This window comes from Pseudochelatococcus contaminans (assembly GCF_014195635.1).
GTDB classification, from domain to species: Bacteria; Pseudomonadota; Alphaproteobacteria; order Rhizobiales; family Beijerinckiaceae; genus Pseudochelatococcus; species Pseudochelatococcus contaminans.
Window position 1 is genome coordinate 509,652 of the sequence record NZ_JACICC010000001.1, and the last position, 26,994, is coordinate 536,645.

Genomic DNA, 26,994 nt, shown 5'->3' on the forward strand with positions numbered 1-26,994 from the left:
CTTCCCCGTTTGTCTCTTCTGAAGGCCAGGTTCTTTTTTGACCCGGCTCTTCGGAGGCTTGGTTATTGCGCCAAAATTAGAAGCATGAAAATTATCGCGCAAGACCTGAGGCCTTACGACTTTCGTTGATCGACGGGTGTCCTGCGCAATATTACGAAACTTTCAGCGCATTACGGCATAGTGACAATGTATTGCTTCATCGCCAACACCCCTGCCGCCGCGATTGGAACATCACGGCGGAAAGGGCTCTTCGCATAGGAAGGTGATCAACTATTGCAAAATATCAGTTGAGTTCTCTGGGAGATTTATTTTGCGCCAACCGTTCCATTTCATCCTTGAGATGAAGTTTTCGCCGCTTGAGCTGCGCTACTTCCTCACTATTGACGGATGGTCTGGCGAGATGCGTCTTTATTTCTTTTTCAAGGGCCTCGCGTCGACGTTTCAGTTCAACGATATGACCTTCAATTGACATCGATATACCTCCATTTTGAGGGCCGACGTTGCAATACTGACACAAAAAGCCGTGCCGTCAAATCCTAATCCGACGAAAGACGTAGAAAAATTTGTCGCATGCGCCAGTCTGCAATGCTCACGTATCGGCTATGTTATTGCGGACACGCAATTTTCCGTGCTCCCGGCAGGCATCGACGAGGCGGGCGACTGCTATCGTTAAGAGAAAGCTTGCGACGGAGTTGTCTCGGCGGCATAGTGCAGCGAACTTGTGCCGGGCTGTTGTGATGGCGTCCGAGGCAAAACATCTTTTGCGCGCCGTAGCGAGTGTTTGCCTCCCCGGAGGCTGATCTCTTGCGCGGTCCATTTTGGATGGTGCCCGGATCCTCGCATCAAGTCCGTTGGTTTTTGTGCCTCTCCTGTACTTCCTACGGTCCTGAAGTGTGATGGAACGCGATCTCGACGCTGAACAGACGATGGCTCTCGTTGCTGAACTTGCACGCTTGCGGCAGGAGCACGGCGAACTCGATTCGCAGGTGGCCGCTCTGGAGGCGCAGGGCGGCGGCATCCAGCTTCAGTTACAGCGGCTGAAAAAGCGCAAGCTCGCGCTCAAGGACCGCATTGCCTACATCGACGATCGCTTGACCCCCGATATCATTGCCTGATTGAAACGGGACGTTCCGGCGGGTAGAGTCCGCTGCGACACGATTGGCGTGGGCTGTACAGGCCGCACGATTTTTTCTCGCGGGAGTTCCGATGGCGACTATCGACGGACCACGTTTGCTGCCTCGTTCCGGAAAAGTGCGCCGGCTCGTCGTGTTTTTGCATGGCTATGGCGCCAACGGCGACGATCTTATCGAGATCGGCCGCGAGTGGCAGGCATGGCTGCCCGACACGGCCTTCGTCGCGCCGCATGCGCCGGAGCCTTGTCCGGCATCCGGTTTCGGCAAGCAGTGGTTCTCGTTGACGTTCCGCGATCCCGGGGAGCGCTGGCGCGGTGTCAATCACGCCGGACCGGGGCTGGACGCCTTTCTGGATGCCGAACTGGCGCGCCATGGCCTTGGGCCGGAGCATCTGGCGCTGGTCGGCTTCAGCCAGGGCACGATGATGGCGCTGCATGTCGGCCTGCGGCGCAAGGTGCCGCCTGCGGCTGTCGTGGGCTATTCGGGAATTTTGGTCACGCCGCCGGCCGGCGTAACGGATGAGGCGATCCCGCCCTCCGTCAGTGCCCCGCCGATCCTGCTTGTGCATGGCGAGGCGGACGAGGTCATTCCTGTCGACGGGCTGTTCTACAGCGCAGCCACCCTTGCCGAGGCGCAAGTCGCCACGCAATGGCATCTGTCGCTGAGAGTGGGACACGGCATCGACCGCGAGGGCCTGCGCCACGGCGGGCTCTTCCTCGCGTCATCCTTCGGGCTGCCTTATCCGGTTGCCGGATAACGACAAAAGGCCGGGCTCAAGGCCCGGCCGGATCTGTCTACATGCTAACGGGCGATCAGACGCCGCTGCGCACTTCGGCTGCGGCGCGCACGAGCAGCTCATCCATTTCGCGGCGGATCTGGTGGTCGGACTGATCGACGCCGGCTGCATCGAAATCGGCGCGGACCTTGCGGAACACGTCCTCGTCGCCCGGCTCTTCGAAGTCCGAGAGAATGACGGAGCGGGCATATTCTTCCGCCTGCGCGCCGGTCTTGCCGAGCTTTTCTGCGGCCCACAGGCCGAGAAGCTTGTTGCGGCGGGCTACGGCCTTAAAGCGAAGCTCCGCATCGACTGCGAACTTGGCTTCTTCAGCTTTCTGACGATCATGAAACGAAGACATCGGACGTGCTCCCCATGCTGATACAGCTTGAACCTGTGATTTCGATATAATGCCCGCATGGTGCCAAGGCTAGTGCCGATCTTGGCCGATAATCACCATCCGTAGTCAAAAATCGGCTCATCCTGAAAAATGAGCGGCAAAGTACTGGTGCCCCCACCACGCCGGGGCACGCAACCACGGTATGCCGCTGGCGCATATGACGACACGGCCGATTCTTGCGGATTTGCACAGGAAATGCCGCGCTTGCGATCCGGCATTATACGTTATATGCATGCACTTTGCACCCATCTGACAAGGATGGCCGGCAGCCGGCGCCGATATCGCGCGGGGCAAATCGGCACTCGTTGTGCTTTGGTGCATGATCGGATAGGTTGGACGCAAGGTGAAGCGGCGTCGTTTCGTTGAACTGCGGATGTCGTCGTCTCGCCCGTTCGAGCCGCGGATCGTTCAGTAACGGAGCCACGGCACCCTGATGGATTTTCTCAAGACACGGTATACGCCGATGAATCGCCGCCGTCGTATTTACGAGGGTAAGGCCAAGGTTCTCTATGAAGGACCGGAGCCCGGAACCCTGATTCAGCATTTCAAGGACGACGCGACCGCTTTCAATGCCAAAAAGCATGAAGTGATCGATGGCAAGGGAGTGCTGAACAATCGCATTTCCGAGTACGTCTTCCAGAACCTCAACGACATCGGCGTGCCGACGCATTTTATCAAGCGTCTCAACATGCGCGAGCAGCTCATCCGCGAGGTTGAGATCATTCCGCTCGAAGTCGTGGTGCGCAACGTTGCCGCCGGTTCCCTGTCGACGCGGCTCGGCATCGAGGAGGGAACGCAGCTTCCCCGGTCGATCATCGAGTTCTATTACAAGAACGACGCGCTCAACGACCCGATGGTGTCGGAAGAGCATATCACTGCCTTCGGCTGGGCAACGCCCCAGGAGCTTGACGACATCATGGCGCTCGCCATCCGCGTCAACGACTTCCTCACCGGGCTGTTCCTCGGCATCGGCATCCGGCTCGTCGATTTCAAGATGGAAACCGGCCGCCTGTGGGAAGGCGATCTCATGCGCATCGTCGTTGCCGATGAGATTTCACCTGATTCGTGCCGGCTGTGGGACGTGAAGTCCAACGACAAGCTGGACAAGGACCGTTTCCGCCGCGACATGGGCGGCCTTGTCGAGGCCTATTCGGAAGTGGCCCGCCGCCTCGGCATCCTTGGCGAAAGCGAAAACCCGGTTCGGGGCGAGACGCCGCGTCTGGTGGAGTAGCGTTCGCAGCAATGCCCGGTTGCGCAGGGTGTGGTGTCGCCATGCACACGTCGCCGGTTGCGAACGGGCTGGAGATTCTCTAAAGCGGGGGCTTGCAGCCCCCGTTTGCATTGTTATCTGACAAGCATTATCGGCATGCAGGGCGCAACGCAGCCGGAGGGAGTAGCGGCGTGACGAATCCGACCAAAATCAGGGCCCGTGTAACGGTTACCCTCAAGAATGGCGTCCTCGACCCGCAGGGCAAGGCCATCGAATCGGCGCTGACATCGCTCGGCGTCGAGGGTGTGGAAGGCGTGCGGCAGGGCAAGCTGTTCGATATCGAACTCGCCCCCGCCGAAGCGGAGCGTGCGCGCGAGCTGCTGACCGCTGCGTGCGAAAAGCTTCTGGCCAACACGGTGATCGAGAATTACCGCATCGAGCTGGTGGAGGGCTGAGCATGAAAGCGGCCGTCATCGTTTTTCCCGGCTCCAACCGCGAGGGTGACGTGGCGCGCGCGCTGAAGCAGGCGGGCGCCGACGTGACCACCGTCTGGCATGCCGACACCGAATTGCCCCCCGGCACGGATCTCGCCGTTCTTCCCGGCGGCTTTTCCTATGGCGACTATCTGCGTTGCGGCGCAATCGCCGGTCGTGCATCGGTGATGGATGCCGTGCGGGCGCATGCGGCCCGGGGCGGATTGGTGCTTGGCATCTGCAACGGGTTCCAGATTCTGTGCGAATCGGGGTTGTTGCCCGGTGTGCTGATGCGCAACGCCGGCTTGCATTTCATTTGCCGGCGCCAGTTCCTGCGTGTCGAGCGCAACGATACCGCCTTCACCCGCGCTTATGCGGCAGGGCAGGCGATCGACGTCGCGATTGCGCATGGCGAGGGCAACTATGTTGCCGATGAAGAGACGCTCGCCAGACTCGAAGGCGACGGGCGCGTTGCATTCCGCTACGCCGACCGGGACGGCGCGGTGACGCCGGCGGCGAATCCGAACGGGTCGCTGAACAACATCGCCGGTATTTATTCCGAGAAACTCAACGTGCTCGGCCTCATGCCGCATCCGGAAAACCTGATCGACGATCTCGTCGGCGGCACGGACGGGCGCGGACTGTTCCAGAGCCTGCTGGCGGCGTGACGTTCTTCGCCGCCCGCTGTTTTTCCTCAGACTGTTCGTTTCGCCGCGCTTGCGACGGCGCTACCCGGTGAGCCTCCGATGACCGTAAAAGAACCAGCCATTACCCCGGAACTCGTGGCCAGCCATGGTCTGACGCCGGATGAATACGAGCGGTTCAAAGCGCTCATCGGCCGCGAACCGACCTTTACCGAACTTGGCATCGTCTCGGCGATGTGGAACGAGCACTGCTCGTACAAATCCTCGCGCATTCACCTGAAGGGCTTGCCGACAAAAGCCCCGTGGGTGATTCAGGGGCCGGGCGAAAATGCCGGCGTGATCGACATTGGCGATGGCCTTGCCTGCGTTTTCAAAATGGAAAGCCATAACCATCCGTCATTCATCGAGCCTTATCAGGGTGCGACGACAGGGGTTGGCGGCATCCTGCGCGACGTATTCACCATGGGCGCGCGTCCAGTCGCGGCGCTGAATTCCCTGCGTTTCGGCGCGCCCGAGCACCCGCGCACGCGGCATCTGGTGTCCGGCGTTGTGGCGGGTATCGGTGGTTACGGGAATTCGTTCGGCGTGCCTACGGTCGCCGGTTCCGTCGGATTTCATACGCGTTACGACGGCAATATCCTCGTCAACGCCATGGCTGTGGGTATTGCGCGCACGGACGGCATTTTCTATTCGGCGGCGACGGGCGTCGGCAATCCGATTGTCTACCTCGGCTCCAAGACCGGCCGCGATGGCATCCACGGTGCCACCATGGCCTCGGCTGAGTTTGACGAGAATTCCGAGGAAAAACGCCCCACGGTGCAGGTTGGCGACCCCTTTGCCGAAAAGCTGCTGCTGGAAGCCTGCCTCGAACTCATGCAGACGGGCTCCGTCATCGCCATTCAGGATATGGGCGCGGCTGGTCTGACATGTTCGGCGGTCGAGATGGGGGCCAAGGGCGGCCTTGGCGTGGAGCTTGATCTCGACGCTGTTCCTTGCCGCGAAGAAGGCATGACGGCCTATGAGATGATGCTCTCCGAGAGCCAGGAGCGCATGCTGATGGTGCTCGATCCTGCGCGTCAGGCGGAAGCGGAAGCGATTTTTCGCAAGTGGGGTCTGGATTTCGCCGTCGTCGGCCACACCACGGATACGTTGCGTTTCGTCGTGCGGCACCAGGGCGAGGTGAAGGCGGATCTGCCAATTCGCGAGCTTGGCGACGAAGCCCCGCTTTACGACCGCCCGTGGAACGAGCCTGTCCGTCCAGCCGTGCTCGATCCCACAACCGTTGCTGCTCCGGTGTCCAACACTGAGGCATTGATCAGGCTTGTCGGATCGCCGGATCTCGCCTCGAAGCGCTGGGTCTGGGAACAATACGACCATCTTATTCTTGGCAACACCGTGCAGACGCCGGGCGGTGACGCCGCCATCGTGCGCATCGAGGATGGCCCCAAGGGGCTGGCGCTGACCACGGACGTAACGCCGCGCTATTGTGAGGCGGACCCCGTCGAGGGTGGCCGGCAGGCCGTGGCAGAGACGTGGCGCAATATCACCGCGGTCGGCGGCAAGCCGCTGGCGGTGACGGATAATCTCAACTTCGGCAATCCCGAGCGGCCGGATATCATGGGCCAGTTCGTCGGCTGCCTGCGCGGCATTTCGGAAGCCTGCGTGGCACTGGATTTCCCCATCGTTTCGGGCAATGTCTCGCTCTATAACGAGACTCAGGGCCGCGCGATCCTTCCGACGCCTACCATCGGCGGTGTCGGGCTGGTGGATGACGTGACCGTGCATGCCACGCTTGCGTTCAAGCGCGCCGGAGATGTTGTCCTGCTCGTCGGCGAGACGGCGGGGTGGCTTGGCCAGTCGGTCTATCTGCGCGACGTTGCCGGTCGTGAGGAGGGCGCACCGCCGCCTGTCGATCTCGCAGCAGAGCGCCGCAACGGCGACTTCGTTCGCGGGCTGATTCACGGTGGACGCGTAAGCGCCGTGCATGATCTCTCCGATGGTGGCTTGCTGGTGGGACTGGCTGAAATGGCGCTGGCGTCTGGTATCGGCGCGACGCTTGATCCCGCACCCGCCGAATTGCCCTCGCATGCCTTCTGGTTCGGGGAGGATCAGGCGCGTTATATTGTGACAGCAACGGCGGATGAGGCTGATGCCATTGTCGCTCAGGCGCGCGAGGCCGGCGTGCCATTGCGCCGCATCGGCGCGACGGGCGGCGATGCGTTGCGTCTTGGCGCAGACGAGGCCATATCGATTGAGGATCTGCGCCGCGCGCATGAATCGTGGCTGCCGGACTATATGGCCGCCGCGGCTTCTTGAAACGACAATCTGACGGACGAAAGGTCTACCGACATGGCAATGGAAGCATCCGAGATTGAGGCTCTGATCAAGGCAGCTATCCCTGATGCAGTTGTCGAAATCCGCGATCTTGCGGGCGATGGCGACCACTACGCCGCGACCGTGACATCGGCGACGTTCGCGGGCAAGACGCGTGTGCAGCAGCACCAGATCGTCTATGCAGCGTTGCAGGGCCGCATGGGCGGCGAGCTGCATGCCCTTGCGCTGACGACCGTCGCGACGCAAGATTGAGCATTGGCCCCGGATTCTTTCTGTGTTTCACTGACGCACGAGAAGAATCTCATGATTTAACTTGCAGCGAAATCCTGTCGGTCGGGCGCATGTCTGATTGCGGGACGCTCTCAACGTTGCCGGGCGACAGGTGCCCGAAAGGATTCGATCATGTCTGACGCGCTTGCATTCATCGACAACGAGGTGAAGTCCAACGATGTCGTGCTCTTCATGAAAGGCACGCCGGATTTCCCCATGTGCGGTTTTTCCGGGCAGGTGGTGAAGATTCTCGACTATGTCGGCGTCGACTACAAAGCCGTCAACGTGCTTGAGAGCGACGAACTGCGCCAGGGCATCAAGGACTACGCCAACTGGCCGACGATCCCGCAGCTCTATATCAAGAGCGAGTTCGTCGGCGGTGCGGATATCGTCCGCGAGCTGTTCCAGGAAGGCGAATTGCAGAAAATCCTGACGGATAACGGCATCGCCACTTCCGCGGCGGAATAAGATAACTCTGGCGGCTGAGGTTCAGCCGCCAATGGCCGCACGCACGAGATTGACCGCATCGTCGGATGCCCATTCGGCTGCCCCCGCCAGATGGCCCAATGAGCATCCGTCAGGACCGATGAGAAGCGTGGTCGGCATGCCAAATGCTTTGCCGTCCGAGCGCAATGTCTGGAAAATTTTGGCCGTAGGGTCGCTATAGGCGGCAAGTCGGCTGATGTTGTTATCCGCCAGCCATTGCGTGGCTTTTTCCGGTTCGCGCGTGTCGATATTAACGGCAACAACCTCAAAATCGTCGCTGCCGAGTTTGTCCTGCAAGGCATCGAGCGCGGGCATTTCCTGACGGCAGGGCACGCACCACGTCGCCCACAGGTTGAGCAGCACGGTCCGGCCGCGAAAATCCGCCAATGTCAGCGGTTTGCCATCGGGAGACAGGAAGGCCAGCTCAGACAACGCCGCGGGGCGGTTTTCAATCTGCACTGCCGCAACCTCGCCAGCGGCCAGCGGTTTGAGGCGCTGAAGCAGCTCCGGCGAGGCCGTGCAGGCTGCCGTCTTTTCCGGTCCCCGTTTCCAACCGTATTCATAGGCAATGCCGCCTCCCACGATCACGAGGGCAGCGAGGCTGATGGCGGCAAGGCGGCGGGGATGGAGAGACATGATCGATCCTGAATGGCATGCAAGATGGCCTGACGTTGTGGCGGAATCAGGCCATGGGTTTTTACTTCTAGGGTTTATCGCAATCAGCGTTCAATGCGACCGAGCGACCTGAACGCAAACGGTTCTGGCATGAGGTGCAGGATAGGCGATTGCGCGCCGATCTCAACCGGGGGATACTGCGGCCTGCGGTTGCTGTATAGCCGGGGCGGTGGCCAAACGCGTTTTGTGCAAGCGCATTTTCTATAAGCGAGATTTTGTGTGATCGAGGGTTAGAAATGTCGTGGCAATTCGTTATAAAGCGGCTTGACGCTTCACGGTGATGTTCAACCGCTTTAATCCTCGCAGCCTATTGCAGATTTGGGCGGGATGCGCGCCACTGTTTTCCGGAACGGTTCCGGCGCCCGCGATTTTTGGAGACCCGGCCTTGTCGTTTTCCAGTTCACAATCCCGTCAGCGCCCGTCACGTGCGCTTCTTCGCCTTGCGCTGGTCGCGGGTGTCTGCCTGCTTGCCGCGGCTTGCGGCCGTCGCGGCGCGCTGGAATATCCCGTCGATCCGAATGATCCGCGCGTGGTCGAATCGGGTGTCCGCGTTCACTCCACGGGGCGGGACGGCGAGAAGGTGATCCGCAACTACGTGACCCCGGACCGCAAGTTCGTGCTCGATCCGCTGCTTTGATCCGCAGCGAGCCGGTGACATCATGCATCATTTTTCTTATCGCGACGGGCTTCTGCACGCCGAAGACGTCGATCTGACGGCGCTTGCCGGCCAGGTCGGAACACCCTTTTACTGTTACTCATCCGCGACCATCGAACGCCACTACCGGGTGTTTTCGGAGGCGTTCGCCGATGTGCCGTCGCTGGTTTGCTTCGCGGTGAAGGCCAACTCCAACCAGGCCGTGATCGCCACACTGGCCCGGCAGGGCGCGGGCGTTGATATCGTTTCCGAGGGTGAGCTGCGGCGCGCGCTGGCGGCCGGCGTGCCGGGCGAACGCATTGTTTTCTCCGGCGTTGCGAAGACGCGCACGGAAATGGCGGCGGCGCTGAAGGCGGGCATCCTGTGCTTCAACGTCGAATCGGAGCCCGAACTGGAGGCGCTGTCGGAGGTTGCGGTGTCGCTCGGCGTCAAGGCGCCTGTGTCGGTGCGCGTCAATCCGGATGTCGATGCGCGCACGCACGCCAAGATTTCCACCGGCAAATCGGAGAACAAGTTCGGCATTCCGCTGTCGCGCGCGCGTGAGGTGTATGCACGGGCGGCGGCGTTGCCGGGCATCGCGATCACCGGCGTCGATATGCATATCGGCAGTCAGATCACCGAGCTTGCGCCTTTCGACAACGCCACTGCGCTGCTCGCGGAACTCGCCCGCGATCTTCTCGCGCAAGGCCACAAGCTGGATCATATCGATCTGGGCGGGGGGCTCGGCATTCCCTACCATGAGGATGCGGAGCCGCCGCCGTTGCCATCAGCCTATGCGGAGATCGTCAAGAGCCACACGGCCGGGCTGGGGCTGAAGCTGGTTTTCGAAGTTGGCCGCATGATCGTCGGCAACGCCGGCATTCTGGTAACGCAGGTCATCTACGTGAAGCACGGTGAGGGGCGCACCTTCGTCATCGTGGACGCAGGCATGAACGATCTCATCCGCCCGACGCTTTACGAGGCGTATCACGCAGTGCAGCCCGTGCAACAGCCGGCACCAGACGCACCGCGTATCGTCGCGGATGTCGTTGGCCCGGTATGCGAAAGCGGTGACTACCTCGCTCTGCAGCGCTCGCTGCCGGATGTGCGGGCGGGGGATCTGCTGGCGGTGATGACGGCCGGCGCCTATGGCGCGGCGCAGTCCAGCACTTACAACAGCCGCCTGCTGATTCCCGAAGTGCTGGTCAACGGCGCGAATGCCGCACTGGTGCGCCCGCGCCCGACCTATGACGACCTCATCGGGCTGGATCGCGTGCCGAACTGGCTGCCGGCCTGAACTCTTTCGGCAAGCTGGCCGTTAAGGCCAGCGGGCTCTTGGCGGCAGCGATGACAGGATGGACCTGACATTGCCGCCGGTCTTGAGGCCGAAAATTGTGCCACGGTCATGCAGCAGGTTGAACTCGGCATAGCGTCCGCGCCGCACTTCCTGCTCGAAGACATCTGCCTCCGTCCATGGTTTGGCGACATTGGCGCGTACGATCACCGGATAAACCGCCTGAAAGGCTTCGCCGACTGCGCGGGTGAAGGCGAAGTCGGCTTCGGGGTCGCCGGACCAATGGCGATCATAGAAGATGCCGCCGATGCCGCGTGGCTCGCCGCGATGGGGCAGGTGAAAATAGCTGTCGCACCATTCCTTGTACGTGTCGTAGGGCGCGACGGCTGCGTGCGCCGCGCACGCGCTGCGCATGGCGGCGTGGAAGGCCATGCTGTCCGGATCGCTTTGCGTGCGACGGCGATCCAGCACGGGTGTCAGGTCGCCGCCGCCGCCGAACCATGCCTTTGTCGTCACCACCATGCGGGTGTTCATGTGCGCGGTCGGCACATTGGGGTTCCATGGATGGGCGATGAGCGAAATGCCGGAGGCCCAGAAGCGTGGATCTTCCGACGCTCCCGGAATCTGGTCGCGGAACTCGGGCGAGAACGTGCCGAACACGGTCGAAACATGCACGCCGACTTTTTCAAAGACGCGGCCCGTCATCATGGACATCATCCCGCCGCCGCCGGGTTCGCCGTCCGGGCCAATGCGGTCCCACAGCTCGCAGACGAAACGGCCGGGCCTGTCCGCGCCACGAAAGAAAGGGCCTGTGGCTTCATCCTCCAGTCGCTCGTAATCCGCAAGGATGCGATCACGCAACGTGGAAAACCATGTGCTGGCGCGTGCCTTGAGGTCGTCCAGATTGTCGGGCAAAGCCATCATGCGGTCTCCAGCCTGAGTGTGCGGTCAAAAGAGGGTGCAGGGTTAAATAGCGTGCGCTTTGGCACTTCAATGAACGAGCAATGAGCCAAGCGCATAGGCCCGATGCGTGCCAGCGTCAATCGGGCACTCAAATTACTGGAAAATACACTATATGCATCGTGCGCGGCAGGTTCGCTGCGCCGCCATACCAAAGGCAGCCTTATCAAGGCGGTTGCGCCAAACGGGAAGCCCCGACAGGAGAATTGGATGTTCCGCTGGTTCGAGACGCGCATCGACCCGTTCAGGGAAACGCCCGTAGCCCGGCCGCCCGAGACGCTTCTCGCCTTCTATTGGCATTACGTGCGCCAGATCTGGCCGGTGTTCGCCGCGCTCGTCGTTTCGGGCGGCATTACGGCTGTGCTGGAGGTGATGATGTTCCGCTATATCGGCGAGATCATCGACATCGTCGGCAAAACCACGCCGGACAAGGTGTTTGCCGAATATGGCCCCACCTTTCTGATGATGGCGTTCGTTGTGTTGGTGGCGCGTCCGGTCAGCTCCGTGCTGCATGACATGATCACCCGCCAGACGTTGCTGCCTGCCTTTCCCGCGCTGGTGCGCTGGCAGGGGCACCGCTACCTCATGCGCCAAAGCCTTGAGTTCTTCCAGAACGATTTTGCCGGACGGCTGGCCACGCGGGTCATCCAGACTGGCATGGCGCTGCGCGAATCGGTGGTGGAAGTCTTCGGCTCGCTGTGGTTCGTCATCATCTATGCCGGCGGCGCGGTTGTGCTGTTCGCGGATGCGGACGTGTGGCTGGCGGTGCCATTGATGGTGTGGATCGTGCTTTATATCATCACGCTGGCGTGGTTCGTGCCGCGTATCCGCGAGAGCGCCAAGGCCATGTCTCATGCGCGCTCGACGCTGACGGGCCGGGTGGTGGACGGTTACACCAACATCAGCACCGTCAAGCTGTTCGCGCACGCCGAGCGCGAGGACACCTACATTCGCGAATCCATCGCCGACAACGTGGCAGCAACGCAGGCGCAGACGCGGCTGGTGACGTTGATGTCCGCCACGATCACGACGCTGAACTGCTTCCTGATCGGCGCAACCGCCGGGCTGGCGGTGTGGTTGTGGAGCCTTGGCAGCGTCACGGTCGGCGCGATTGCGCTGTCCACCGGGCTGGCGATCCGCATTTACAACATGTCCGGCTGGATCATGTGGGTCGTTACCGGCATCTTCGAAAACGTCGGTGTGGTGCAGGAGGGCATGGAAACGTTGTCGCGTGCCCATGCCGTCGTCGACAAACCGGGCGCGAAGCCGCTGCGTGTGACGCAGGGCGCGGTGGATTTCGACCACGTCAATTTCCACTATGGTCGCAAATCCGGCGTGATCGACAATCTCACGCTGAACATTGCGCCGGGCGAGCGGGTGGGGCTTGTCGGGCGCTCGGGCGCGGGCAAGTCCACGCTGGTCAACCTGCTGCTGCGTTTTTACGATTTGCAGGGCGGGCGCATTCTCATCGACGGGCAGAATATCGCCGACGTGACGCAGGAAAGCCTGCGCGCGGCCATCGGCATGGTGACGCAGGATACCTCGTTGCTGCACCGCTCGGTGCGCGACAACATCCGCTATGGCAAGCCTGAAGCCACGGAAGAGGAAATCTGGGCCGCCGCCCGGCAGGTGCATGCGGACAGTTTCATCCCCGGTCTCGTCGATCCGGCGGGCCGAACAGGGATGGACGCCCATGTCGGCGAGCGCGGCGTCAAGCTTTCGGGCGGTCAGCGTCAGCGCATCGCGATTGCGCGGGTGCTGCTGAAAAACGCTCCCATTCTCGTGTTGGACGAGGCAACCTCCGCGCTCGACTCGGAAGTCGAAGCCGCTATTCAGGAGGAGCTGGATACCATCATGGCGGGCAAGACGGTGATCGCCATTGCCCACCGGCTGTCCACCATCGCGCAGATGGACCGCCTCGTGGTGCTGGAAAAAGGCGTCATCGTCGAAACCGGCTCCCATGACGAGTTGCTGGATCGTGGCGGCATTTACGCCGGGTTGTGGCGGCGTCAGTCCGGCGGTTTCCTCGGCGGGCGGGAGCAGCGGTTGCCGCTGGTTGGCGAATGAGTGGTGCCGTGCCCTTGCTGCGGTTGGCGCTCTACCAGCCGGATATTCCGCAGAACACCGGCACGATGCTGCGCATGTGCGCCTGTTTCGGAGTTGCGGCGGAAATCATCGAGCCGGCAGGCTTTCCGGTTTCGGACAGGGCGTTCCGGCGCGCGGGCATGGATTATCTCGATGAAGTCATGATCAACCGGCACGATTCGTGGCGGCGGTTCGAGGAATGGCGGCAGGCGGCGGGCAATCCACGCCTCGTGCTGACCACAACGCGGGGTGCGATCCCCCATGTGGATTTTCGCTTTCAGCCCGGTGACATCGTGATGGTGGGGCGCGAATCGGCAGGGGTGCCCGAGGATGTGCATGCCGCCGCCGACGCGCGAATCGTCGTGCCGATTCGTCCGGGTTTGCGCTCCATCAACGTTGCCGTGACGGCGGCGATGGTCGTCGGCGAAGGCCTCAGGCAGCTTCAGGGGTTTACAGTGCCCGGCGCGCCTGCTGTTGTGAACGGCTGAATTGCCTTCCGGGGCGTGCGATGACGCTTTTGACATGCTAACGTCAGGGCGAATGGTGACCATGACGATGCAAGGACAGACCACGTGAGCGGTGCAGGCCGGGAGCAGACGGCGCGTGAGCGGAACGCGAGCGTGCAGCTGGAGGAAAAGGTGCGCCTCGCGCGCCTCTCCCTGTATCTGGAAAAGCTGTGGCCGCGCCTGTGGCTGCCTCTTGGTGTGGCGGGTGTGTTCGTCATCCTGTCGTGGCTGGGGTTCTGGGCGCTGTTGCCCGCAACGGGCCGCATGGTGGGCACGCTGCTGTTCGCCGCCGCTCTGGTTGCAGCGTTCGTGCCGGCCATCGCCAGACGCTACCCCCGGCGGCAGGATGCGTTACGGGTGCTGGATGCAAGCGCCGGTAGCGAGCGCCTGCCGGATCCGGCCAGCCTGCTGGACGATTCGCAGGCCATGGGGGTGGACGATCCCGCAAGCCGGGCATTGTGGACGCTGCATCGTCGCCGTGCCGAGCTTGCGGTCGAGCGCCTGCGCGCACCCGCACCCCGGCCCGAAACGGCCTCCTACGATTATTATGGCCTTCGCGGTGCGCTGATCGTGGCACTGGTGGCTGCGGCTTTCATCGCTGGCGACGAACGCGGCAGGCGTTTCGCGCTGGCCTTCGACTGGCAGTCCCAATCCGCGCCGGATCAGGTGGCAATGCGGGTGGACGGATGGATCGATCCGCCCGTCTACACACGCCTGCCGCCAATCATGCTCGATCTGGCGAAGACCGGCACGCGTGATGTCTCCGCGCCGGTTGGCAGTGTGCTCGTGCTGCGTTTCTCCGGCCCTGGCGGGGGAAGGCTTGCGGACGCGGTCGAGGTTTCGGAAGGTCTGCAACCGCTTGCCACTGCCGCGCCGGGTGAGGGCGTCGTCGAAAAACGGTTTCAGGTTGTCGGCTCCGCTACGGTCAGTGTGGATTCCAACGGCGGCAGGGCCTCGCTGACGGTCTCCGCCACGCCGGATGCGCCGCCGGTCATCGCCTTCGCCAACAAGCCGGAAGCCACGCGCCGGGGCGGGCTCACCATCGTTTATCGCGCGAGGGATGATTACGGTGTCACGCAGGCGCAGGGTGTTGTGTCGCTGAAGGGCGACGTGGGCGATCCCGTGCTCGTGCCGCCGCCGACCATCACGCTGCCGGTGCCGCGCGGAGATGGCACGCAGGATATGACCACAACTGCCGATCTTGCCGCGCATCCATGGGCCGGGGCGGACGTGCTGCTGACCCTTGTCGCGCGTGATGGCGCAGGTCAGGAAGGGCGCAGCGAGACGCTGGAAATCACGCTGCCGCAGCGTCCGTTCACCAATCCGCTGGCGCGTGCGCTTGTGGAGCAGCGGCGTAATCTGGTGTTCCGTCCGCATGACTGGCGCGACGTGCGTATGGCATTGCGGGCGCTGAAAATCGCGCCGGAGCTGTTCACTCCCGACGCAGGTGTCTACCTCGGGTTGGTGACGGCTGAAAAGCTGCTGTCGGCGGCGCGGTCACAGGAAGATCTGGTCGCAACGACGGAATTTCTCTGGAATATGGCCGTTGCCATTGAAGACGGCGACTCCTCGGAGACGGAGCGGGCGTTGCGCGCGGCCCGCGAAGCGCTGCAGGCGGCGATCGACGCGAATGCGTCGCCGGAGGAAATCGCCCGCCTGACCAAGGAACTGCGGGACGCTCTCAATCGACATCTGTCTGAAATGGCGCGCAATCAGGCACGCAATGGCGACAGGCCGATGCAGAACAGCGGTCAGCCGACGCGCACGATTACGCCTGAGGAACTTGCGGCGATGATAGACCGCATGGAGCGGCTGGCCCAGCAAGGCGATATGGCTGGCGCGCAGCGGCTGATGGAGCAATTGCGCGACATCTTCGATAACATGCAGACGGCACAAGCCGGTGAAGGTGGCGGCGGGGAATCGCCGGCCAGCGCGGCGGGAAGGGCCTTGCGCTCGCTCGACAACATGATCCGCAACCAGCAGCGCCTGCGCGATGAAACATTCCGGCAGAACAACGAGTTGGCGGAAGGTGGCGGCCCCGGTCAGGGTGGCGAGGCAGGCAACCGCGAGGATCTGCCCGGCCGCCAGCAGGCATTGCGGCGGCAGCTGGAACGTTTGCAGCAGGGATTGACCCAGCAGGGGCTTTCAGGTGAGCCGGGCTTCGACGCGGCTGAACGCGCCATGCGCGATGCCGAGGAACGGCTGGCCGAAGGCGACGGCGAGGGAGCCGTGGATGCGCAGGGCCGAGCGCTTCAGGCGCTTTTGAACGGCGCGCAGGGCCTCGCCGGGCAAATGCGGCAAGCGCAACAGGGCGAAGGCGGGGAAGGGCAGGAAAGCACCCAGGGCTCCAGTGGGCGCGACCCGCTAGGACGCACACCGGGCCGCAGCCTCTCGGATGGCGATACGCAGGTGCCTGGCTCCGACGAATCATCCATCGTCCGTGCGCGCCGCATCCTGGAGGAACTGCGTCGGCGTCTCGGCGACCCAACAAGGCCGGGCGAGGAACGCGATTATCTGGAGCGCCTGTTGCGCCGCGAATGATACGAAGCGAATGACAGAGTCATCCTGTATGCGGGATATGGCATATATGCGGGCTACGGCAACACGGCAGGTTTCATGGGTGAGCCCGGTCATCTGATCGTGGCAGCCGCAGTGTGTGCGGTTGCGATCGTCCTGGTCTGCGGGCTGGTCAATATGTCGCGTGGTGGGTGTCCGCACCGCTCCCGCCGGCTGATGCTATGGCGCATCGCGCTCCAACTCATCGCGGTGGCGGCGCTGCTTGCCGTGGTGCTGGCAGGCTCGAAATAATCACGATTCGCAGATCGCGTTTTTGAGCGGATGGAATCATCCAGTCAGTCGGTTTCGCCTCAAGCTCAGGCCCCCAACCGCATATCGGCACTGACGGCCTTGCCGGGCGGCGGAACTTCGCCACGAAAAGCCATACACGAAAAGTCATGAACGAAAGACCATGCATGAAGGCGTTGGGAGATTGACAACGTCGATCATGCATCGTTACGGTCGCGTAGCCGTATCTAACGCTTGTTAGGCTGCTGAATGGCATGATCGGCGAGCGAAGGGGAAGAAAAATCGGTCGTGACGTCTTTCAGACCCCTGACGATCGCGCTAAAATAAAAATAGGATGATTTGATAATAATTCCAAAAACATAGAGACTGGTATCAAGTCCCCGTGTGCCAAGTACGGCAAGTCGAGTTAGGGTAAGCCAAGTCTGAAATGCGCCAAGGAGATCTTCAATGAAAGTGCTGGTGCCCGTGAAGCGGGTGGTGGATCACAACGTCAAGATCCGGGTGAAGCCGGATGGAACCGGCGTCGATCTGGCCAACGTCAAGCAATCGATCAATCCTTTCGATGAGATTGCCGTCGAGGAGGCTCTTCGCCTCAAGGAGGCCGGCAAGGTCACCGAGGTGATCGTAGTCTCCATTGGCCCGGCGCAGTCAACGGAGACGTTGCGTTCCGGCCTCGCCATTGGCGCCGACCGCGGCATTCTTGTGAAGGCTGAAGGTAAGGTCGAGCCGCTGGCGGTCGCCAAGCTTCTGGCGAAGATCGTCGAGCAGGAAAAGCCCGATCTCGTCATTCTCGGCAAGCAGGCCATCGACGACGACTCCAACCAGACCGGCCAGATCCTCGCGGCGCTTCTGGGCTGGGGGCAGGGCACCTTCGCCTCGAAGGTGGAACTCGGCGCGGATTCCGTAGATGTCTCGCGCGAGGTTGACGGCGGTATCCAGACCGTGTCGCTGAAGCTGCCGGCCATCGTCACAACGGACCTTCGTCTCAACGAGCCGCGCTATGCTTCGCTGCCCAATATCATGAAGGCGAAGAAGAAGCCCATCGCGGAAACCACGCCCGAGGCGCTTGGCGTCGATGTCACGCCGCGCCTCAAGGTGATCAAGACCAGCGAACCGGCGCAGCGCAAGGCCGGAGTGAAGGTGGCCAATGCCGCCGAGCTGGTGTCGAAGCTCAAGGAAGCGGGAGTTCTCTGATCATGACGACATTGCTGATTGCCGATCACGACAACGCCACGCTTAAAGACGGCACCGCCAAGGCTCTGACGGCGGCTCGCGAACTCGGTGCGCCGGTGCATGTGCTGGTTGCCGGGCACGATGCCCGCGCCGTTGCCGATGCGGCGGCAAAGCTCGAAGGCGTCGAGAAGGTTCTCCTCGCCGATGACGCGATCTACGCTAACGCCCTCGCGGAGCCGCTCGCGGCGCTCGTCGTCGGCCTGGCGGACGGCTACACCGCTATCGTCGCGCCGTCGTCCTCCAGCGGCAAGAATGTGCTGCCCCGCATCTCCGCACTGCTGGATGTGACGCAGGTTTCGGATGTTACCAAGGTGATCGCGCCCGATACGTTCGAGCATCCGATCTATGCCGGCAACGCTATCGAAACCGTGCAGACAACTGACCCGAAGCGCATTCTCACCATCCGCACGGCGGCTTTCAAGCCGGCAGGCGAGGGTGGCTCCGCGCCCGTGGAAGCAGTGAGTGCTGTTGCCGATCCGGCGCTGTCGCAGTTCAAGGGCGAGGAGCTGGCGAAGTCCGAGCGTCCCGAGCTGACGGCCGCGAAGGTCATCGTATCGGGTGGCCGCGCGCTTGGCTCTTCGGAGCAGTTCGACGCCGTTATCGCCCCGCTGGCGGACAAGCTTGGCGCGGCCATCGGCGCGAGCCGTGCGGCAGTGGACGCCGGCTATGCGCCCAACGATCTCCAGGTGGGCCAGACCGGCAAGGTCGTCGCGCCGGATCTTTACGTCGCCGTGGGCATTTCCGGCGCCATCCAGCATCTGGCCGGCATGAAGGACAGCAAGGTGATCGTGGCCATCAACAAGGATGAGGAAGCGCCGATCTTCCAGGTTGCCGACTATGGCCTTGTGGGCGATCTCTTCATCGTCGTGCCGGAGTTCGAGAAGGCTCTGGGCTGACGCTTGTGCACAAGATGAATTCTTCAGACGGGTTTTCATCCGTCTGAAGAAAATACGTCAAAATTGACCTGTAAGGTGCGCAGCGGCCAGAGGGGGTAAGGGACGACTGGTTCCAGCGCCCGATGTCTGCAGCTTTACCATTTACCAACGTTGGAACGGACGGACGACATGTCGATTGAAATTCGCAAGGTGGGCGTCATCGGGGCTGGTCAGATGGGCGGCGGCATCGCGCAGGTCGCCGCCGCGTCGGGCTATGACGTGGCGCTCAACGACATCAGCGAGGAGCGCATCAACGCCGGTCTCGCCACCATCAACGGCAATCTGTCGCGGCAGGTGTCGAAGGGCCATCTCACCGAGGAAGATCGTGAGAAGATCCTGTCGCGCATTGCTCCGGCCGTTACTTACGAGCATTTCCACGACAGCGACATCGTCATCGAGGCCGCCGTCGAGAACGAGGAAATCAAGCGCAAGATCTTTCAGGCGCTGTGCCCGGCGCTGAAGCCTTCCGCGATCATCGGCACCAACACGTCCTCCATCTCGGTCACCCGGCTGGCATCCACCACGGATCGCCCGGAGCAGTTCATCGGCATCCACTTCATGAATCCCGTGCCGGTGATGCAGCTCGTCGAGGTCATTCGCGGCATCGCCACTTCCGAGGAATCCTATCAGGCCACCCGCGAGCTGGTTGAGCGTCTCGGCAAGAGCATCACCGTGGCCGAGGACTTCCCGGGCTTCATCGTCAACCGCATTCTGCTGCCGATGATCAACGAGGCCATCTACACGCTTTATGAAGGCGTAGGTTCGGTCGAGTCCATCGACACCGCCATGCGTCTTGGCGCCAACCATCCGATGGGCCCGCTTCAGCTTGCGGACTTCATCGGCCTCGACACCTGCCTGTCGATCATGCAGGTGCTCTACGAGGGATTGGCTGACTCCAAGTATCGTCCCTGCCCGCTGCTGGTGAAGTATGTCGAGGCTGGCTGGCTCGGCCGCAAGACGCGCCGCGGTTTCTACGATTACCGTGGTGAGAAGCCGGTTCCGACCCGCTAAAGCGCCAGATATTCTGATATTCAGAGAAAGTAAAATCCGGCCGCGAGGCCGGATTTTTCATTACCCTCCGGAGGTTCAATTAACCGGCTTTCCAGCTTCGGATATGCCGTGCATTGTCCTCCCCGCGCGCCACATTGGCGATGCCATAGTGGGCCGCAAGGCGTTGCAGCGCGAGCTTGAGCACAACTTTGCCCGAGCGCGGTGGCCAACGGCGCTCCCGCTCGACATCCTCAATCCGCTTGAGAAAACCGCAGACGTCGAGAAGAATGCCGGCATAATCGCCGTCGACCGCGTCGAGCGCCCTGTCGAGACGCTGACGTGCGGCGACCATGGCATCTGTCGCAGCGGCTGGGCCGCCATTGCCACCGCCCACAGGCGACCATCGGCTGGTGACGCGCGGCATGATCCCCGCCATGGTCATGTCCCGACGCAGCCGTTCGCCCGCTTCGAAACATGTCGCGTCGATAAAGGGTTCCCCATCGCGATCCCGCCGCCTGTGGAGCCATGCAAGAGGGCTTTCCGCCTCATTGATCCGCACGGTGCTCGCGCCGCATCGCCCATGCAGAACCGCTTCGCCAACTGCTCTTCCGGGGTGTCCTGCGCGAGACCGGCTTGCCTTGGCGGTCGCTGTTTTGGGGCTGGTTACCTTGGGCGAGTTGCTGCAGGCGGCGGGAATGAAAGGCATGTGCTCGTCCGTTCTTGCCGGCAGTTTGTGCGCGGCCTGCCGTCCGGCCTCGGTTAATACGAATGCCCCCTGTCCGTCTGCGCGCAATAGTCCGCGCTCGATGAGCAGGCTTGCCGCTGCTGGAGATACGGTGCCCCGACCAAGCGATATACCCTTCCGCATGCGAGACAACACAATGTCATCCGCAGCAGGGGAGGTGGCTATTGCTCTGCTTTCCGGCTGCATCAGATGATGCAGAAGCCGCGTTGCGTCGGCGATGGTTTCCCGCATGGAAAGGCGGGCGTTGCTGCACGTCATGGCCTGTCTCCCATTGCTGAAATGGCGCGCGCGTTTTCCAGAACGGCGGCGACCTTGAGGCGCAAACCATAATCCAGACATGCGAGGATCATATCGAAGACGGGATCGGTCTCCCGGCGATCCTCAACCCGCTGGCAGGCGTGGCGGATTGTGGAGCGGTGACGTCCGAAAAGGCGACCCGTGGCAGCATCCGGCAGTCCGAAGCCAGCCGCTGCCAGATGAATGGCAGTGGCGCGTGCCATGGCGATTGGGGCACAACGCCGCTGCGCACTTCGGATGTCCGTTACCGGGGCTGTGAAAGCCGAAGCCGCGACGGCTTCGCACTGGCGACAGATCATCGCCTCGTAAAGCAAGCGACTCCCGCCGCCTTGAACGCATTGGTTCCAGGACATCAAAGCCTCCATGGCCTATTTATGAAAAAATTCGCAACGAAGCGCGGTACGCAACGCAAATAGGATTATCATCCTATGAAAAGAAAGCCAACCTGAAAAGAAAGTTACCTGACAGATCTATTCACGTTTTGGCGGATAAATCGCGAAAATCCGGTCAGTCTTCGGTCTGCATGTCTAAAAAATACTTAGTCATCAAAATAAAAATGCGCCGACCCTGGGGTCGACGCATGAGATTTAAAGGCATGAAACGCTGCCCGTAGATATAATCGGGTGATCGATACTCTTCGATGTTTATCAGATAGTCGGCTTTTCTTCAGGCACAGGTGCGTTTGCCGCCGGGTCTTCAGTTGGCGCGCGATGAACGCGCTCACCTGCGAGCGCCGGCTCCTCGCCGGAGGAAATATAGGCTTTCAGCTTATCCAGGGACGCAAAGCGGAAAATGCCGTCCGGCGTTTCGGACTCGATTGTACCGTCATCGTACATCACGAACAGATTGGGGCCGGACCGATAGGAGCCTACTACGGCGGGCGACGCATTGGCCGTGCTCGCTGTATCCTTGCTGCGGGCCGCATCTATCGTATCGGGCTTGCGTTCCGGTGCGGATGGCGGCAGAGGAGCGGGCTTTTTCGTGGCCTCATTAGCGGAGATGCGCGCGTCCGGCACAATTGGCTCGTTGGTTTGTTTCGGTGCGGCCTCATCATCGCCGGTGTCGAGATCACGGCCGATAGATGGCTCTTTACGCGCCTTCTTGTCACTCTGACCGTTGGAGGTATCCACCTTGGGCGTGATGTTCTCAGGCTGTTCACGTTCGGGCGTATCCGCGAGCGCGAGGCGGCTGCGGGCAAGGTCCGCGGCTGTCGGCTCGGAAGTGTCTTCCGTCGGCAAATCCGGCACGGGCTCGACTGGCGCGGCAGGCTCCTGAGCCGTCTTGTCGTTACGCCCAAGACGCGACCAGAACGATTTCGACAGCTTGCCGGGTTCCGACAGCTTCGCAGGCTCCGGCGGTGTTATAGATGGTTCGATGGCCTGCCTGCTTGCCGGACGGTCGAAGCCTCGCGCGGAAGAAAGATCATCCGGCGAACTATCTGAATTCACCTTGTCCGGGGTGTTGTGCAGGGAAATTTGTATTTTCAGTGCGGAAGGCACCTCCGGCCCGGTATCGTCCTTGATTGCGGGTTCTTCGCGCGGACCGGGCTGAGGTATATCGGGCTGGGGTATATGAAGCGCGGGGCGAGTGTCCCCCGCCGCTTTCGTGCTCTGTTTCTCGGGCGTGTGAGAGGCAATGACGCTTTCCCTGGCGGGGAAAGCGAATGGCGTGAGAGATGGTGGTTCAGGCCGTTCCGGCTCGTCGAATCCGCTGGAGAGTTCGTGGTCGACACGCGGGCGCTGTGTCAGCGACACTCCGGCCGTGTCCGGTGCCCGCTGCCCATGGTCGCTGTCGGCATAGACATGCTGAACGGGCAACGTTTCCGACCAGGTGTCGACAAGCCGCTCTGGAAGGCGACGCACTTCCCGTATGAGCATGGCGATGCCAAGCAGGGTGACGCCGCCGGTGGCGACGACGCTGCCGGCGATCACCATGGACCAGCCCCGCTCAAGGACGATCATGCCGGAACCGAGAAACACGGCGCTGAGGCCGCTGCCGATCAGCAGGCAGGCGAGTACGATGCTGAGAAAAATCATACGACTGGCACTCTCGCAAAAAACATGGCCGGTGAGTCGAAGGCAGACATCGCCCATGGGCTGCCCGTCTCCGCGCACCTGCAATCCGATCGCATCCCCACCCTCAAAGGCCGGCCACGGGAATGGCAGGTCACTTCAGGAGCAGCCACGAACGCTCCCGTATCAGGATCGTCCGCTGGACGCGACAATGCATGGAGCATTTACCGAACAGCGTTGTTGTTTGGTAAACTATCGACGGGAATCTGCCTAAATCAAGGCAATGGCTCTGCTTCTTGTCCAAAAACCGGATCAATGGCCTTATATGCTGACATCAGGATCGGCCTGCATTCCGGTTGGTCAAGCGAATGGCGTCAATCGACTGTACAAGGCATGACACGGAGCGCGGCGTCTGATTCTGCCTGAATATTCAACATCGAAAGATCAGTATACAGCCTCTCGTGCGTATTGCGGGAACCCGATCCCGGCCGTGGCCGTTACGTCTCCGGCACCGCGCATCCAGCGGATGTCTCCTGAGCGCCCGGCGCACGTGCCGGTACGCTCTCCCGCAATTTCGTTCGGGACCGAGGATGTTCGGCGAATCGAGCCTCGCCAACACTGTCTCGCCCGAATAATAAAGCTTCAATGTCCATAGACCCGCTATAAAAAATGGCCTAAAACTGTTTTACAAAGGTGGAAGCTGCCATAAACAAGGCGATTTTTGCCTTCGTTGTCAGTCATTGCCACAATTGGTAAGGTAGCAGCCGCTGAGGATATGAGAGTCGTTGTTTCGATTGTCATGCCGCACATCGCAAAACCAATTTCCGAGGAGCCTGCCGTGACTTTTACGCTTCCCGATCTTCCCTATGCCTACGATGCGCTTCAGCCCTACGTGTCGCGTGAAACGCTCGAATACCACCACGACAAGCATCATAAGGCTTATGTCGATACCGGTAACAAGCTTCTGGAAGGCACCGATCTGGCGGGCAAGTCGCTCGAGGAGATCGTCAAGGCTTCCTATGGCACCAATCAGGCGCTGTTCAACAATGCCGGTCAGCACTACAACCACCTGCACTTCTGGCACTGGCTGAAGCCCAATGGCGGCGGCGCTATCCCCGGTGAGCTTGAGAAGAAGATCATCGAGGATCTGGGTTCGGTCGAGAAGGCCAAGGAAGACTTCATCCAGGCCGGCATCACCCAGTTCGGCTCCGGCTGGGCATGGCTCGCCGTCAAGGATGGCAAGATCGTCGTCCAGAAGACCCCCAACGGCGAAAATCCGCTCGTGCACGGCGCGACCCCGATTCTCGGCGTCGACGTGTGGGAGCACTCCTACTACATCGACTACCGCAACCGCCGCCCCGACTACCTGAAGGCCGTTGTCGAAAATCTGGTGAACTGGGAATACGTCGCCGAGCTTTACAGCAAGGCTGTCTGATATCGCTGATCGACACCGTTCCAGTACAACTTGGGTGGTGTCGCGGTCAGTCTGATGGTTAGAGGCCCGGGGCGTTGCTTCCGGGCTTTTTTCTTTGCGCGGCAAAATATCAGGAGGCCGATTCCATCTCCGATGAGACGGTGAGCCATTCCTCTTCGGCCAGTGCGAGGGCCGTTGCCGCTTCGGATCGCATCCGCGCCAGCTCGGCGGCTTTTTCCGGATTTTTGCTGAACGTATCGGGGGCGGCGAGGGCGGCGTCGATTTTCGCGATACCGTCGCTGAGCTTTTCGATGCGGGCTTCGAGTGTCTCGATGCGTTTACGCAATGGAGCGAGCGCAGTGCGCGTCCGGGCGGCCGCGCGCCTGCGGTCTGCCTTTTCCCCGCCCGATGGTGCAGTCGCTCCGGCATCACGCGTCGATGCGGTGTCCCCCGAAAGAACGAGTTTTCGATAATCGTCCATATCGCCGTCGTAGGGCTTCACCGAGCCTTTCGACACCAGCCACAATCTGTCTGCACAGGCTTCGATCAGGAAGCGATCATGGCTGATGAGCACCACGGCGCCAGTGTAGTCATTGATCGCTTCAATCAACGCCTGCCGGCTGTCGATATCCAGATGGTTGGTCGGCTCGTCGAGAATAATGAGGTTTGGGGCATTGAATGCAGCCAATCCCAGAAGGAGACGCGCCTTTTCACCGCCGGACAATTGGGCCACGGGCGTATCTGCCTTGGTGACAGGAAAGCCGAGGCTGGCCGCCCGTGATCGCTGCTGCGCTTCGGTTGCTTCCGGCATCAGCGCGGCGACATGCTGCAAGGGAGTCGCCGCCGGGTTCAATTCTTCAAGCTGATGCTGCGCAAAATAGGCTACGCGCAGCTTGGCCGCACGGGTGACCCCGCCTTTCATGGGCTCCATCCTGCCTGACAATAACTTGGCGAATGTTGATTTACCGTTGCCGTTGGAACCGAGAAGGGCAATGCGGTCATCCGGGGACAGCGTGAGGTTGATCCGGTCCAGCACGATGCGCTCGCCATATCCGACCGCAGCATTCTCCATCGCGATGATCGGCGGCGACAATGGCTTTTCCGGACCGGGGAGATGGAAGGGAATCGATTCTTCCTGCGTGATTGCCGCGATAGGCTCCATCTTTTCGAGCCGCTTGAGACGCGATTGCGCTTGCTTGGCCTTGGTGGCTTTGGCGCGGAAACGGTCGACGAAGCTTTGGAGGTGTTTGCGCTCCACTTCCTGCTTGACCCTGGCCTTGGCTACAAGCGCCATTTTCTCCCGCCGCTGACGGTCAAAAGACGTGAAACCACCACGATAAATCGTCAGCTTGCCGCGATCGAGATGCAGGATGTGATCCACGCAGGCGTCAAGCAATTCGCGATCGTGGCTGATGATCAGCGCCGTGTGAGGATAACGGGCAAGATAATCGTACAGCCAGAGAGTGCCTTCGAGGTCGAGATAGTTCGTTGGCTCATCGAGCAGCAGAAGATCCGGTTCCGTGAACAGCACGGCGGCGAGAGCAACCCGCATGCGCCAGCCACCGGAAAACGACGAACAGGGCCGTGCCTGCGCCTCGGCGTCAAAGCCAAGGCCGTGCAGAATGCTCGCCGCCCGTGCCGGGGCGGAATGCGCGTCGATGTCCACCAGCCGTGTTTCGATTTCCGCCCGACGCAGGTTGTCGGTGGTTTTTTCAGCTTCGGTGATCAGGGCGGCGCGCTCCTTGTCGGCTGCCAGCACCACGTCGAGCAGCGATTCGGGGCCGCCCGGCGCTTCCTGCGCCACCGCGCCGATGCGCTGTCCGCGAGGCAGCGAAGCCGTGCCGCTTTCGGATGCAAGCTCGCCCAGCAAAAGCTTGAAAAGTGTGGTTTTTCCCGCGCCATTCCGGCCGACAAGGCCGACACGCGAACCATCGGGAATCACTGCATCCGCGTGATCGAGAATAAGGCGGTCACCCAGCCGGTAGGTAAGGTCATTGATCTGAAGCATGGTCCGCCGACCATATCAGCCGCAGCAAATGCGGAAAGTCTGTGCGCTGAAATTATCGAAAAAATATCGACTGCTGCCGTTGCCTTGCATCATATGATGCATCAGGGAATCGGAAAGAACGCGTGGGATAGAAATCCAGATCCGGTGCATGGCGAACCCTATGAAAAATGTGGACATAGCAAGATCATTTATAGTATGAATAGCGAACATATAACGCGATTCTGACAGGTATGCAAAAATATAAAGCAATTATCGCAACGAGATAGGTGCACTTGTGGACAATAAGGAAAATGCAGGCGATAAGTCCCTTATTCTGCCGCGATAATCCACTAACGCTGCGTTGCGTTCCGGAGTTGGAACACCTGTGGGAGACCTGTGCCGATTATTGGAATGTTCCGTTGACAGGCTGGAATTGTGACAAATACGCAACGGTGCTGGAGGCTGACTGAGTTATTTTGTCTCACATCCGTCGACGCGAAATTTCCCGTATAAGACGGCAAGTTACGTCCGGGCCAATCCCTGAAAATATACGTTTATGGCTGTGGAAGGCAGATACTGAAGCGCGATTGCCGATTCTGTCGAATGGTTTGACGCTCTGGCTTCACCGACTCGTGATTTCTGCTGAAAGTCGACATTTTTGTTTTTGTCCGCATAAAATGGCGCAGTAGCACATTAT

General features: G+C 61.1%; 26 protein-coding genes. 18 read left to right on the forward strand and 8 right to left on the reverse strand.

Annotation, left to right across the window (positions count from 1 at the left end; translation table 11 throughout):
• Nucleotides 1-283: 283 nt before the first annotated feature.
• On the reverse strand, nucleotides 284-472 hold the full coding sequence (locus FHS81_RS02135) for a YdcH family protein (protein WP_183750366.1): 189 nt from the start codon (nucleotides 470-472) through the stop codon (nucleotides 284-286).
• A gap of 454 nt (nucleotides 473-926) precedes the next feature.
• Between FHS81_RS02135 and FHS81_RS02140 the strand changes: the two genes are divergently transcribed.
• Both FHS81_RS02140 and FHS81_RS02145 read left to right on the forward strand, forming a co-directional pair.
• The gene (locus FHS81_RS02140) at nucleotides 927-1,115 is read left to right on the forward strand and encodes a YdcH family protein (protein WP_428982419.1); all 189 of its coding nucleotides are present in this window, start codon (nucleotides 927-929) and stop codon (nucleotides 1,113-1,115) included.
• Between the two features lie 91 nt (nucleotides 1,116-1,206).
• A complete protein-coding gene (locus FHS81_RS02145) occupies nucleotides 1,207-1,890 on the forward strand; it encodes an alpha/beta hydrolase (RefSeq protein WP_183750368.1) in 684 nt (227 codons plus the stop codon).
• Nucleotides 1,891-1,945: 55 nt separating this feature from the next.
• Here the strand turns inward: FHS81_RS02145 and FHS81_RS02150 are convergent, their stop codons facing one another.
• Nucleotides 1,946-2,269 carry a DUF1476 domain-containing protein gene (locus FHS81_RS02150; RefSeq protein ID WP_183750369.1) on the reverse strand — a complete coding sequence of 108 codons (324 nt, stop codon included), beginning with the start codon at nucleotides 2,267-2,269 and terminating at the stop codon, nucleotides 1,946-1,948.
• 472 nt (nucleotides 2,270-2,741) lie between these two features.
• Between FHS81_RS02150 and purC the strand changes: the two genes are divergently transcribed.
• The 6 genes from purC to grxD all read left to right on the forward strand — a co-directional run bounded on the left by purC (nucleotide 2,742) and on the right by grxD (nucleotide 7,707).
• Nucleotides 2,742-3,539: a phosphoribosylaminoimidazolesuccinocarboxamide synthase gene (gene purC / locus FHS81_RS02155; protein WP_183750370.1), complete on the forward strand. Its 798-nt coding sequence runs from the start codon at nucleotides 2,742-2,744 to the stop codon at nucleotides 3,537-3,539.
• Nucleotides 3,540-3,727: 188 nt separating this feature from the next.
• Nucleotides 3,728-3,973, forward strand: a complete 246-nt coding sequence (gene purS, locus FHS81_RS02160) for a phosphoribosylformylglycinamidine synthase subunit PurS (RefSeq protein ID WP_183750759.1) — start codon at nucleotides 3,728-3,730, stop codon at nucleotides 3,971-3,973.
• Between the two features lie 2 nt (nucleotides 3,974-3,975).
• Nucleotides 3,976-4,659, forward strand: a complete 684-nt coding sequence (purQ, locus tag FHS81_RS02165) for a phosphoribosylformylglycinamidine synthase subunit PurQ (protein WP_183750371.1) — start codon at nucleotides 3,976-3,978, stop codon at nucleotides 4,657-4,659.
• A 78-nt stretch (nucleotides 4,660-4,737) separates the two neighbouring features.
• Nucleotides 4,738-6,951, forward strand: coding sequence for a phosphoribosylformylglycinamidine synthase subunit PurL (gene purL, locus FHS81_RS02170; RefSeq protein ID WP_183750372.1), 2,214 nt, complete (start codon nucleotides 4,738-4,740; stop codon nucleotides 6,949-6,951).
• 33 nt (nucleotides 6,952-6,984) lie between these two features.
• The gene (locus FHS81_RS02175) at nucleotides 6,985-7,221 is read left to right on the forward strand and encodes a BolA/IbaG family iron-sulfur metabolism protein (RefSeq protein ID WP_183750373.1); all 237 of its coding nucleotides are present in this window, start codon (nucleotides 6,985-6,987) and stop codon (nucleotides 7,219-7,221) included.
• A 150-nt stretch (nucleotides 7,222-7,371) separates the two neighbouring features.
• Nucleotides 7,372-7,707, forward strand: coding sequence for a Grx4 family monothiol glutaredoxin (gene grxD / locus FHS81_RS02180; RefSeq protein ID WP_183750374.1), 336 nt, complete (start codon nucleotides 7,372-7,374; stop codon nucleotides 7,705-7,707).
• Between the two features lie 21 nt (nucleotides 7,708-7,728).
• Here the strand turns inward: grxD and tlpA are convergent, their stop codons facing one another.
• Nucleotides 7,729-8,361 carry a thiol:disulfide interchange protein TlpA gene (gene tlpA / locus FHS81_RS02185; RefSeq protein WP_183750375.1) on the reverse strand — a complete coding sequence of 211 codons (633 nt, stop codon included), beginning with the start codon at nucleotides 8,359-8,361 and terminating at the stop codon, nucleotides 7,729-7,731.
• A 424-nt stretch (nucleotides 8,362-8,785) separates the two neighbouring features.
• Here tlpA and FHS81_RS02190 point away from each other — a divergent pair, with 424 nt between their 5' ends.
• Nucleotides 8,786-9,037, forward strand: a complete 252-nt coding sequence (locus tag FHS81_RS02190; protein WP_183750376.1) for a hypothetical protein — start codon at nucleotides 8,786-8,788, stop codon at nucleotides 9,035-9,037.
• Nucleotides 9,038-9,059: 22 nt separating this feature from the next.
• Nucleotides 9,060-10,331 carry a diaminopimelate decarboxylase gene (gene lysA, locus FHS81_RS02195; protein WP_183750377.1) on the forward strand — a complete coding sequence of 424 codons (1,272 nt, stop codon included), beginning with the start codon at nucleotides 9,060-9,062 and terminating at the stop codon, nucleotides 10,329-10,331.
• Between the two features lie 21 nt (nucleotides 10,332-10,352).
• On the opposite strand, the gene hemF is transcribed toward lysA, so the two are convergent.
• The gene (gene hemF, locus FHS81_RS02200; protein WP_428982420.1) at nucleotides 10,353-11,252 is read right to left on the reverse strand and encodes an oxygen-dependent coproporphyrinogen oxidase; all 900 of its coding nucleotides are present in this window, start codon (nucleotides 11,250-11,252) and stop codon (nucleotides 10,353-10,355) included.
• Between the two features lie 246 nt (nucleotides 11,253-11,498).
• Between hemF and FHS81_RS02205 the strand changes: the two genes are divergently transcribed.
• The 7 genes from FHS81_RS02205 (at nucleotide 11,499) to FHS81_RS02235 (ending at nucleotide 19,863) form a co-directional block, all read left to right on the forward strand.
• On the forward strand, nucleotides 11,499-13,355 hold the full coding sequence (locus FHS81_RS02205; RefSeq protein WP_183750378.1) for an ABC transporter ATP-binding protein: 1,857 nt from the start codon (nucleotides 11,499-11,501) through the stop codon (nucleotides 13,353-13,355).
• A complete protein-coding gene (locus FHS81_RS02210; protein ID WP_246374400.1) occupies nucleotides 13,352-13,861 on the forward strand; it encodes a tRNA (cytidine(34)-2'-O)-methyltransferase in 510 nt (169 codons plus the stop codon). Before FHS81_RS02205 ends, FHS81_RS02210 begins: the two co-directional genes overlap by 4 nt.
• An 84-nt stretch (nucleotides 13,862-13,945) precedes the next feature.
• Nucleotides 13,946-16,420, forward strand: a complete 2,475-nt coding sequence (locus FHS81_RS02215; RefSeq protein WP_183750379.1) for a TIGR02302 family protein — start codon at nucleotides 13,946-13,948, stop codon at nucleotides 16,418-16,420.
• Nucleotides 16,421-16,495: 75 nt separating this feature from the next.
• Nucleotides 16,496-16,687, forward strand: coding sequence for a twin transmembrane helix small protein (locus tag FHS81_RS02220; protein ID WP_183750380.1), 192 nt, complete (start codon nucleotides 16,496-16,498; stop codon nucleotides 16,685-16,687).
• A 444-nt stretch (nucleotides 16,688-17,131) separates the two neighbouring features.
• Nucleotides 17,132-17,878, forward strand: coding sequence for an electron transfer flavoprotein subunit beta/FixA family protein (locus FHS81_RS02225; protein ID WP_183750381.1), 747 nt, complete (start codon nucleotides 17,132-17,134; stop codon nucleotides 17,876-17,878).
• Between the two features lie 2 nt (nucleotides 17,879-17,880).
• The gene (locus FHS81_RS02230; RefSeq protein WP_183750382.1) at nucleotides 17,881-18,813 is read left to right on the forward strand and encodes an electron transfer flavoprotein subunit alpha/FixB family protein; all 933 of its coding nucleotides are present in this window, start codon (nucleotides 17,881-17,883) and stop codon (nucleotides 18,811-18,813) included.
• A 168-nt stretch (nucleotides 18,814-18,981) separates the two neighbouring features.
• Nucleotides 18,982-19,863 (forward strand): 3-hydroxybutyryl-CoA dehydrogenase, encoded by an 882-nt coding sequence (locus tag FHS81_RS02235; protein ID WP_183750383.1) that lies wholly within the window; start codon nucleotides 18,982-18,984, stop codon nucleotides 19,861-19,863.
• Between the two features lie 79 nt (nucleotides 19,864-19,942).
• Here FHS81_RS02235 and FHS81_RS02240 read toward each other — a convergent pair whose 3' ends face one another.
• From FHS81_RS02240 to FHS81_RS02250, 3 genes are all read right to left on the reverse strand, one after another.
• Nucleotides 19,943-20,845: a DUF6456 domain-containing protein gene (locus tag FHS81_RS02240; RefSeq protein ID WP_183750384.1), complete on the reverse strand. Its 903-nt coding sequence runs from the start codon at nucleotides 20,843-20,845 to the stop codon at nucleotides 19,943-19,945.
• Nucleotides 20,842-21,087: a hypothetical protein gene (locus FHS81_RS18860; protein WP_246374402.1), complete on the reverse strand. Its 246-nt coding sequence runs from the start codon at nucleotides 21,085-21,087 to the stop codon at nucleotides 20,842-20,844. The genes FHS81_RS02240 and FHS81_RS18860 overlap by 4 nt, the downstream gene beginning before the upstream one ends.
• 444 nt (nucleotides 21,088-21,531) lie before the next feature.
• On the reverse strand, nucleotides 21,532-22,920 hold the full coding sequence (locus tag FHS81_RS02250; protein ID WP_183750386.1) for a hypothetical protein: 1,389 nt from the start codon (nucleotides 22,918-22,920) through the stop codon (nucleotides 21,532-21,534).
• An 814-nt stretch (nucleotides 22,921-23,734) separates the two neighbouring features.
• On the opposite strand from FHS81_RS02250, the gene FHS81_RS02255 reads away from it, so the two are divergent.
• The gene (locus FHS81_RS02255) at nucleotides 23,735-24,331 is read left to right on the forward strand and encodes a Fe-Mn family superoxide dismutase (protein ID WP_183750387.1); all 597 of its coding nucleotides are present in this window, start codon (nucleotides 23,735-23,737) and stop codon (nucleotides 24,329-24,331) included.
• Nucleotides 24,332-24,440: 109 nt separating this feature from the next.
• Here the strand turns inward: FHS81_RS02255 and FHS81_RS02260 are convergent, their stop codons facing one another.
• Complete coding sequence (locus FHS81_RS02260) at nucleotides 24,441-26,318, reverse strand: ABC-F family ATP-binding cassette domain-containing protein (RefSeq protein ID WP_183750388.1); 1,878 nt, start codon at nucleotides 26,316-26,318, stop codon at nucleotides 24,441-24,443.
• Nucleotides 26,319-26,994: the final 676 nt, after the last annotated feature.

What these genes read in the sequence shown, in the direction of transcription:
- purC (WP_183750370.1), top strand. Translation starts at nt 2,742, where the DNA reads ATGGATTTTCTCAAGACACGGTATACGCCGATGAATCGCCGCCGTCGT.
- FHS81_RS02210 (WP_246374400.1), top strand. Translation starts at nt 13,352, where the DNA reads ATGAGTGGTGCCGTGCCCTTGCTGCGGTTGGCGCTCTACCAGCCGGAT.
- FHS81_RS18860 (WP_246374402.1), bottom strand. Translation starts at nt 21,087, where the DNA reads ATGGCACGCGCCACTGCCATTCATCTGGCAGCGGCTGGCTTCGGACTG.
- FHS81_RS02225 (WP_183750381.1), top strand. Translation starts at nt 17,132, where the DNA reads ATGAAAGTGCTGGTGCCCGTGAAGCGGGTGGTGGATCACAACGTCAAG.
- grxD (WP_183750374.1), top strand. Translation starts at nt 7,372, where the DNA reads ATGTCTGACGCGCTTGCATTCATCGACAACGAGGTGAAGTCCAACGAT.
- FHS81_RS02240 (WP_183750384.1), bottom strand. Translation starts at nt 20,845, where the DNA reads ATGACGTGCAGCAACGCCCGCCTTTCCATGCGGGAAACCATCGCCGAC.
- FHS81_RS02230 (WP_183750382.1), top strand. Translation starts at nt 17,881, where the DNA reads ATGACGACATTGCTGATTGCCGATCACGACAACGCCACGCTTAAAGAC.
- lysA (WP_183750377.1), top strand. Translation starts at nt 9,060, where the DNA reads ATGCATCATTTTTCTTATCGCGACGGGCTTCTGCACGCCGAAGACGTC.
- FHS81_RS02140 (WP_428982419.1), top strand. Translation starts at nt 927, where the DNA reads ATGGCTCTCGTTGCTGAACTTGCACGCTTGCGGCAGGAGCACGGCGAA.
- FHS81_RS02260 (WP_183750388.1), bottom strand. Translation starts at nt 26,318, where the DNA reads ATGCTTCAGATCAATGACCTTACCTACCGGCTGGGTGACCGCCTTATT.
- purL (WP_183750372.1), top strand. Translation starts at nt 4,738, where the DNA reads ATGACCGTAAAAGAACCAGCCATTACCCCGGAACTCGTGGCCAGCCAT.
- FHS81_RS02220 (WP_183750380.1), top strand. Translation starts at nt 16,496, where the DNA reads ATGGGTGAGCCCGGTCATCTGATCGTGGCAGCCGCAGTGTGTGCGGTT.
- hemF (WP_428982420.1), bottom strand. Translation starts at nt 11,252, where the DNA reads ATGATGGCTTTGCCCGACAATCTGGACGACCTCAAGGCACGCGCCAGC.
- FHS81_RS02150 (WP_183750369.1), bottom strand. Translation starts at nt 2,269, where the DNA reads ATGTCTTCGTTTCATGATCGTCAGAAAGCTGAAGAAGCCAAGTTCGCA.
- FHS81_RS02235 (WP_183750383.1), top strand. Translation starts at nt 18,982, where the DNA reads ATGTCGATTGAAATTCGCAAGGTGGGCGTCATCGGGGCTGGTCAGATG.
- purQ (WP_183750371.1), top strand. Translation starts at nt 3,976, where the DNA reads ATGAAAGCGGCCGTCATCGTTTTTCCCGGCTCCAACCGCGAGGGTGAC.
- tlpA (WP_183750375.1), bottom strand. Translation starts at nt 8,361, where the DNA reads ATGTCTCTCCATCCCCGCCGCCTTGCCGCCATCAGCCTCGCTGCCCTC.
- FHS81_RS02250 (WP_183750386.1), bottom strand. Translation starts at nt 22,920, where the DNA reads ATGATTTTTCTCAGCATCGTACTCGCCTGCCTGCTGATCGGCAGCGGC.
- FHS81_RS02135 (WP_183750366.1), bottom strand. Translation starts at nt 472, where the DNA reads ATGTCAATTGAAGGTCATATCGTTGAACTGAAACGTCGACGCGAGGCC.
- FHS81_RS02205 (WP_183750378.1), top strand. Translation starts at nt 11,499, where the DNA reads ATGTTCCGCTGGTTCGAGACGCGCATCGACCCGTTCAGGGAAACGCCC.
- FHS81_RS02145 (WP_183750368.1), top strand. Translation starts at nt 1,207, where the DNA reads ATGGCGACTATCGACGGACCACGTTTGCTGCCTCGTTCCGGAAAAGTG.
- FHS81_RS02175 (WP_183750373.1), top strand. Translation starts at nt 6,985, where the DNA reads ATGGCAATGGAAGCATCCGAGATTGAGGCTCTGATCAAGGCAGCTATC.